Origin of the sequence: uncultured Algibacter sp., from assembly GCF_963976535.1 — a bacterium.
Classification (GTDB): Bacteria; Bacteroidota; Bacteroidia; order Flavobacteriales; family Flavobacteriaceae; genus Algibacter_B.
Genome location: NZ_CAXBLF010000097.1, coordinates 1 through 6857, shown reverse-complemented (window position 1 = coordinate 6857; position 6857 = coordinate 1). Strand labels below are relative to the sequence as shown.

Annotated in this window: 8 protein-coding genes; 1 reads left to right on the top strand and 7 read right to left on the bottom strand. The window is 31.7% G+C overall.

Features of this window, described 5'->3' with window-relative positions; translation table 11 throughout:
* Window positions 1-113: 113 nt before the first annotated feature.
* Window positions 114-479: a glyoxalase gene (locus AAC024_RS15420; RefSeq protein ID WP_339896385.1), complete on the top strand. Its 366-nt coding sequence runs from the start codon at window positions 114-116 to the stop codon at window positions 477-479.
* A gap of 51 nt (window positions 480-530) precedes the next feature.
* Here AAC024_RS15420 and AAC024_RS15415 read toward each other — a convergent pair whose 3' ends face one another.
* From AAC024_RS15415 to AAC024_RS15385, 7 genes are all read right to left on the bottom strand, one after another.
* Window positions 531-1373, bottom strand: coding sequence for a pseudouridine synthase (locus tag AAC024_RS15415; protein WP_339896384.1), 843 nt, complete (start codon window positions 1371-1373; stop codon window positions 531-533).
* 48 nt (window positions 1374-1421) lie between these two features.
* A complete protein-coding gene (locus AAC024_RS15410; RefSeq protein ID WP_339896383.1) occupies window positions 1422-2390 on the bottom strand; it encodes a carbon-nitrogen hydrolase family protein in 969 nt (322 codons plus the stop codon).
* Window positions 2391-3293 (bottom strand): geranylgeranylglycerol-phosphate geranylgeranyltransferase, encoded by a 903-nt coding sequence (locus AAC024_RS15405; RefSeq protein WP_339896382.1) that lies wholly within the window; start codon window positions 3291-3293, stop codon window positions 2391-2393.
* 81 nt (window positions 3294-3374) lie between these two features.
* Window positions 3375-4304, bottom strand: a complete 930-nt coding sequence (locus AAC024_RS15400; RefSeq protein WP_339896381.1) for a mevalonate kinase — start codon at window positions 4302-4304, stop codon at window positions 3375-3377.
* Between the two features lie 70 nt (window positions 4305-4374).
* The gene (locus AAC024_RS15395; RefSeq protein ID WP_339896380.1) at window positions 4375-5499 is read right to left on the bottom strand and encodes a diphosphomevalonate decarboxylase; all 1125 of its coding nucleotides are present in this window, start codon (window positions 5497-5499) and stop codon (window positions 4375-4377) included.
* A 79-nt stretch (window positions 5500-5578) separates the two neighbouring features.
* Window positions 5579-6127 (bottom strand): DUF1697 domain-containing protein, encoded by a 549-nt coding sequence (locus tag AAC024_RS15390; RefSeq protein WP_339896379.1) that lies wholly within the window; start codon window positions 6125-6127, stop codon window positions 5579-5581.
* 259 nt (window positions 6128-6386) lie between these two features.
* Window positions 6387-6632 (bottom strand): hypothetical protein, encoded by a 246-nt coding sequence (locus tag AAC024_RS15385; protein WP_339896378.1) that lies wholly within the window; start codon window positions 6630-6632, stop codon window positions 6387-6389.
* Window positions 6633-6857 lie beyond the last annotated feature (225 nt).

Here is a 6857-nt window from a genome sequence, read left to right as displayed (position 1 = left end):
TAAATTTGCAGCTTAATTTTTGTCGTTTTTATTTGTTTTTTATCATAGAATACGCAAAAAATCCTACAAAACAAGAAACTTTCGTTATCTTGTAGGTTATAAAATCACTAAAAATGAATCACAACATAAAATCTATCAGAACATTTATTGGTGCAAAAAACTATAATCTTTCCAGACAGTTTTATTTAGACTTCGGATTTGAAGAAATTAAAATTCCTTATAAAATGTCTTATTTTAAATGCGGCGAATTTGGCTTTTATTTACAAGACGCTTATGTGAAAAGATGGGTTGATAATTCTATGATTTTTTTAGAGGTAAACAATGTTGAGCAACATTTGGCTGAAATTAAAAAGCTTAATCTCACTACTAAATATAAAAAAGTAAGAATATCAGAAATCCATTATAACGATTGGGGAAACGAATATTTTATCCACGACCCATCTGGGGTTTTATGGCATATTGGGGAATATAAAAATTAGCTATTTATCATTTCAACAAACAAGAGATATAATTTAATTTTTAAACTATAATTAAAGCATCTTCAAGGTATTCAACTCCTGTTCTGTCAAATGTTTCCAACTACCACGAGGAATATCTTTCTTGGTTAAATGACCAATAGCCACACAATCTAAACTAACAATTTCATACTTAAAATACTCAAAAATACTGCGGATAATAGTGTTTCCCGTATTCTTGATTTTTAAGCCTACTTCCTTTTTACTAGCACCATCTATATAGCTAATCTCTTCAACTTCAACAAGTTTTCCTTCAATCTTAAAACCACCTTGAATCTTTTTTAAGTCTTCAAGTTTTAAGTTTTTGTCTAATTCTAAATGAAACAAACGCGCTACACCATGCTTAGAATTCGTGAATTTACTACTTATGGCGTCATCATTAGTAAACAATAATAAGCCTTTTGAATTCCGTCCTAAACGCCCAATGGGCTTAATACGAGAGGATGTAGCATTAGCTACTAAATCCATAACCGTTCTACCTTTACCTTCGCTTGTTGTAGTTGCAAAACCCTTAGGTTTATTAAGCAATACATAAGCTTTTTGCTCTGGGTTAATACGAGCACCATCATAACGCACCTCATCTTCTAACTTCACTTTGAAACCCATTTCAGTAATGACTTTACCATTTACCGTTACCAAACCAATAGCAATATGTGCATCTGCCTCACGACGAGAACACATACCAGAATTAGCTATGTATTTATTCAATCTTAATTCACCTGAGTTACTTGAAGATTGTGATGTTGTATTTGTTTTTTTTACTGGTGTATTTCCCTTAGCATTACTTCTAAAACGCTTACTTTCTGCACCACGTTCTGATGGCTTTCCTTTTCCCTTACCCCCTTGATGTCTGTTCATTACTAATAATTTTTTGCAAAGATAGATTTAAAATTATGATATACTATTTTAGATTTGCGATTTGTTTTTATCCGTAAATACTACTGTAGATTGTCGTTCAGTATTCACCGTTAGTTTTGTAACATCTGGTCGTGAATAATGACCAACTGGATCAAAATTCTGACGTTCTTCAAACACGCGGCTAAAGTCAATGGTTTCAATAATTAATCCTTCTTTATGTAAAACTGGCTCTATAATCCATTCTCCATCAGGCCCAGCAATACAGCTTCCACCATTAGCTAAAACATCTGGTGCTTTTTCCAATATCTTATCTAAATGTGGCGTATCTTTTGGAAAGTCTTCTTTTTTCATTAAACTTGAAACAGATATCACAAATGATCGCGATTCTCTGGCAATAAACCGTGTTATATCTTTGGTGTTATGATCGCTCCCAGGCCATACAGCAATATGTAAATTTTCTCCTAAACCATATAAAGCTGCTCTTGGTAATGGCATCCAGTTTTCCCAACAATTCAATCCACCAATAGTAAATTCTTTGAGTTCATGTACTTGCAAACCATTACCATCTCCTGGTGCCCAGGTTAAACGTTCATCGTAAGTTGGTTGCAACTTTCTGTGTACCGATTTTATTTCGCCTTCTTCATTTATGTAAACTAAAGAGGCATAAACACTATGCCCGCCTCTATCTAACGGGCGCTCTATTACCCCTAAATAGATGGCCATATAGTGTGTTTTTGCTAATCTACAAACACAATCTAAATCTCCTTTTTCAATGGTAATTGAATTCTTAACATAATGCGCATGAATTTCTTTATTTACTTTTGTATTCCATTCTGCTCCTCCTGTTAATGCCAACCAAAATGGGTAACCCGGAACTAATCCTTCACCGAAAATAATCAACTCACAATTTTCTTTTGAAGCATCAATAATAGATTTCTCAATTTTTTTAAGAGTTTCTAATTTATTCAACCAAACAGGTGATATTTGGGCTAAGGCTACTTTTAATAAATTTTGCATTTATATACGATTTAAAATAACACTCACATCAATTAAAAGTATACTAAATACACCTGCAAGAATTATAAATTTTAAAATATTATGCAATATTAAATACTGTATTTTCGTTTTTGACATCCATAACAAGCATAGAAATACAACTAATAACATCAAACTTAAATAGAAGAAGAAATACATGTAACCTACTTCAAAATGAAACAACAATAAATACGTTGGAATTAAAGTTAAAGCCGCCAAAACGGTTAACATGACTTTAGACGTTTTTTCTCCAAAAGCCACTGGAATTGTAACATAGTTTTGTGCAATGTCGCCTTTTATGTTTTCTAAATCTTTCGTCAATTCTCGCATGGCAATCATAATAAATAAGAAAACGGCATGTACAAAAATTACCGTTTCAAAGTTTTTGTAATACATAAAAATGGCAAAGAAAGGCGTAATAGTTAAAATTGCTGATGTTAAATTCCCAATAAATGGTAATCTTTTTAGTTTATGCGAATAAAACCAAATACCAAAAATGTAAATGGAAAAGAATATTACAGCCTTAAATGACACATAACTTGCCATAACTACCGCTATAAAATTAAGTACAAAATAAAAAGAGAGCTTGGTATTTTGACTCACCAATCTATCTAATCTAGACTTTATAGGGCGATTTATTAAGTCTTTTTCAGAGTCATAAAAACTATTAATGATATAGCCTCCTGCGATAGCTGAAGCTGATGCCAGTACTAACATGAGTAAATTTAAATCGAATACAACCTCTTTTACAGGTTTGTTGTGTGCCAAAATGTAAATAGCGGTAAGATATTGGGCAATTACAACAACAAGAATATTGTAGCCTCTAACCACAGAAAATAGACTGAAAAATTTAAGTAGAATATGTTTCTGTCTTCTTGATAACATCTGAAAAAATATTTTGATAAAATCCTGAAACCACCCTTTGATTAGATTAGGATGTCATTTCAGGATGACAGTATATGAAGTTTAGAAGTTGTAAACGACTTCTAATTTATAATCAGACAATGATTGTTTTGCTTTTTGAATATCTTCAGTAAAACCAAGGATATAACCTCCGCCACCGGAACCACAAAGTTTTAAGTAATACTCATTGGTTTCAATACCTTTTTTCCAAAGTTCATGAAACTGTTGTGGAATCATGGGCTTAAAATGATTCAGCACCACTTTAGATAACTGCTTTGTATTACTAAATAATGACTTTATATCGCCTTTCAAGAAATCGTCAACACATGCATCTGTATGTTTTATAAATTGGTTTTTAAGCATCCTACGGAAACCTTCTTGCTTCATGTTTTCCATAAACAAGCTTACCATTGGTGCGGTTTCACCAATAATACCACTATCTAATAAAAATACAGCACCTTTACCGTCGCTTTGTTGCGAAGGAATACCAGTGGCCTCAATATTATCTTTAGAATTGATAAGAATTGGAATACTTAAATAACTATTTAAAGGATCTAAACCAGAAGATTTTCCATGGAAAAAAGATTCCATTGCAGAAAATATCGTTTTTAACGTTAATAGCTTTTCTCTGGTTAAATTTTCTAGAACTGTAATTTTATTAAAAGCATACTTATCATAAATAGCAGCCACTAAAGCTCCACTACTGCCAACACCATACCCTTGAGGAATTGACGAATCAAAATACATTCCTGAATTCACATCTTCTAATAATCGTTCTATATCAAAACGAACTACATCATTATCTATTCTTTGAATATGAGCAGTAAATCGTTTTAAACTTGCATTAGAATTGATAGCTTCATCAGAAGGATTTTCATCTTTCTTTAGCGCCCCATTATAAAAATTATAAGGAATAGATAAACCTTTAGAATCCTTAATGATTCCATACTCACCAAAGAGTAAGATTTTAGAGTAAAAGAGAGGTCCTTTCATAATAGCTATTTTGCTTGGGTAATGTGTTTAACAAATATACTATTTTTTTAAACAAAATAGCATGATAATTTTATAATTTACTAGCCCCCAAACCAATAACGTCGCAAATATACTGTGCATTTTGACAAAATGCAACTAATTCATTCTGAATGAATTCTAAAACTTGAGGTGCTTCACTTTCTGGATACAACACATGTACATTAGCTCCAGCATCTAAAGTAAAACAAATTTTAGAACCAGATGCTTTCCTATAACTCCAAATTTTATTGATAATCTCTAGAGTGTTTGGTTTCATTAAAATAAAATACGGCTGGCTAGTCATCATCATGGCATGAAGTGTTAATGCCTCGCTTTCTACTAAGGCTATAAACTTATCTAAATGGCCACTTTTTAAAATTGAAATTATATCAGAAAGGTTTTTATTTGCCTGTTCGAATCGTTGTTGAGCAAACGGATGTCCATGCATCAAATTATGCCCAACGGTGCTACTTACTTGCTTTTCCCCTTTATCAACGAGCAAGATGGTGTCTTGATAGTTTTTAAAATTTTGATGGACTTCATAAGGATATTTTACACCATATAGATCTGAACTTCCTTCAATGTTATCATGTTTTCCCCAAACTACTAAACCGCCTTCTAAACTTCTACAAGCACTCCCGGAGCCTAAACGTGCTAAAAATGACGCTTTTTGAATGAAATAGTCATTATTAAAAGGCCTTTCGTCCCGATAGCTATCGGGAGCGTTCAAAGTGACATCCGATTCTATAATAGACTTTTCTATGCTCATTAAGCACAACGCCAAAGCACTCATTCCTGATGCTGAAGATGCTATACCAGAACTGTGTGGAAACGTATTAGACGTTTCTAACGTAAAATGATAATCTTTCAAAAAAGGTAAATAGACTTCAACTCGCTTAAAAAAAGTTTCAATTTTTGGTTTGAAATCATCTTTTTGTTCGCCATCCAAAAACACTTCAAACGAGAAACCATCATGATTTGATTTTTTTGAAAAAGTCAAATTGGTAGTGGTTTTACAATTATCAAGCGTAAAACTAATTGATGGGTTTTCTGGAATTTGATGTTCCTTTTTTCCCCAGTATTTCACTAAAGCAATGTTACTTGGCGAAGACCATGTAAAACTTCCGCTTTCAAGTGAATTGCTATAGGGTTTTGGGATAAAATCTTTTTCTGTCATGGCAATTATTCTGCTAACAAAGACTGTTTAAAACAGTTTTATTATTAGTCAATTAATTTTTGGCTAAAATAGTAAATATCTAATGGTCTTTTTTATTTACTAATGACATTGCAATTAACTTTACCATAGTTTTATAATTTCTTGCAGTAGCTGTTGTTTTTAATTTTCGTTCAAAAAAGTTACTGTTGAATTTAGTATTCCCATAACCTACAGAGCAATAAAAATAAATACAATGCTCCGTTATAATAAACTCTTCATTGGGATAAGATATTTGAGAAACACCTTCTACCAAATTCTTATCTGAAACGGTATACAGCACGATAAAATAACTATTAACTTTCTTTTCTTCTGGAAACAGACACTCATCAAAAATTTGTTGCAGGCCTTCAGGCGTCTTTACTAAAACTGGCACTTCAAATCCGAAATGGGTTTTAATAGCATTATGTATTTTTAATTCCAGTTTTTCTAAATTTTCTTCTAAAGATTGAAAAACCGCATTGCCACTTTGAATATAGGTTTGCACATGCTCTAAACCCTCTTTTAAAAGCAATTCTCTAAGTTCAGCCATTGGAATTTTCTTGTGTCCACCTACGTTTATGCCTCTTAAAAGTGCGATGTATGTTTTCATTTAAAAATTTAGTTTTTGGTTGAGGAAGTGTAAAATTCGCACTTCATTATCAATTACCACATAATGAAATGAATAATTGAATTTCTTAAACAAATGAATCCTTATGTTTTTATACCGAATTTGTCTTGTTAGGGGATGTTCTTCTAAAAAAGTTATTTGTTCACTCAATTCTTTTAAACACGCTTTTTCAATATTTTTGGTTTTAAAATAACAAATGGCTAAATCAATTTCTCTAAAAGCTTCTGGTGTAATAATCAATTTATAAACCATACTTCTTTTTGACTACTTCCATTGGAATAAAATTTATTTCATCTCTGTCTATTCTATCCAACATATCATCCATCATAGCCTTATATTCTTCCGAAGGTTCACTAAAACGAATGGCTTGTTCTTCCAAAGTATATTCAATGTAATTTTTTAACGAGCGTTTTTGAAGTTTTGCTTGTTTTTCGAGGATTTCAATGGCTTTATCGTCTAATTCAATAAGTTTTTTTGTTTTGCTCATTGTATATATATTTTATATATCAAATATATAAAAACAATATTATTATAACTATTTATAAAAATAAAAGGAGTTAAGTGGGATTTGATATAATTAAAGAACACACCCCTTAATCCCCTCTTGTTAGAGGGGAAACTGTTATAAATATTTTATCTATGATTTTTAAAAGTATGAGTTTCCCTCCTAATAAGGAGGGAGTAAGGGAGGTGTGAAACCTTTTTCTTCAAA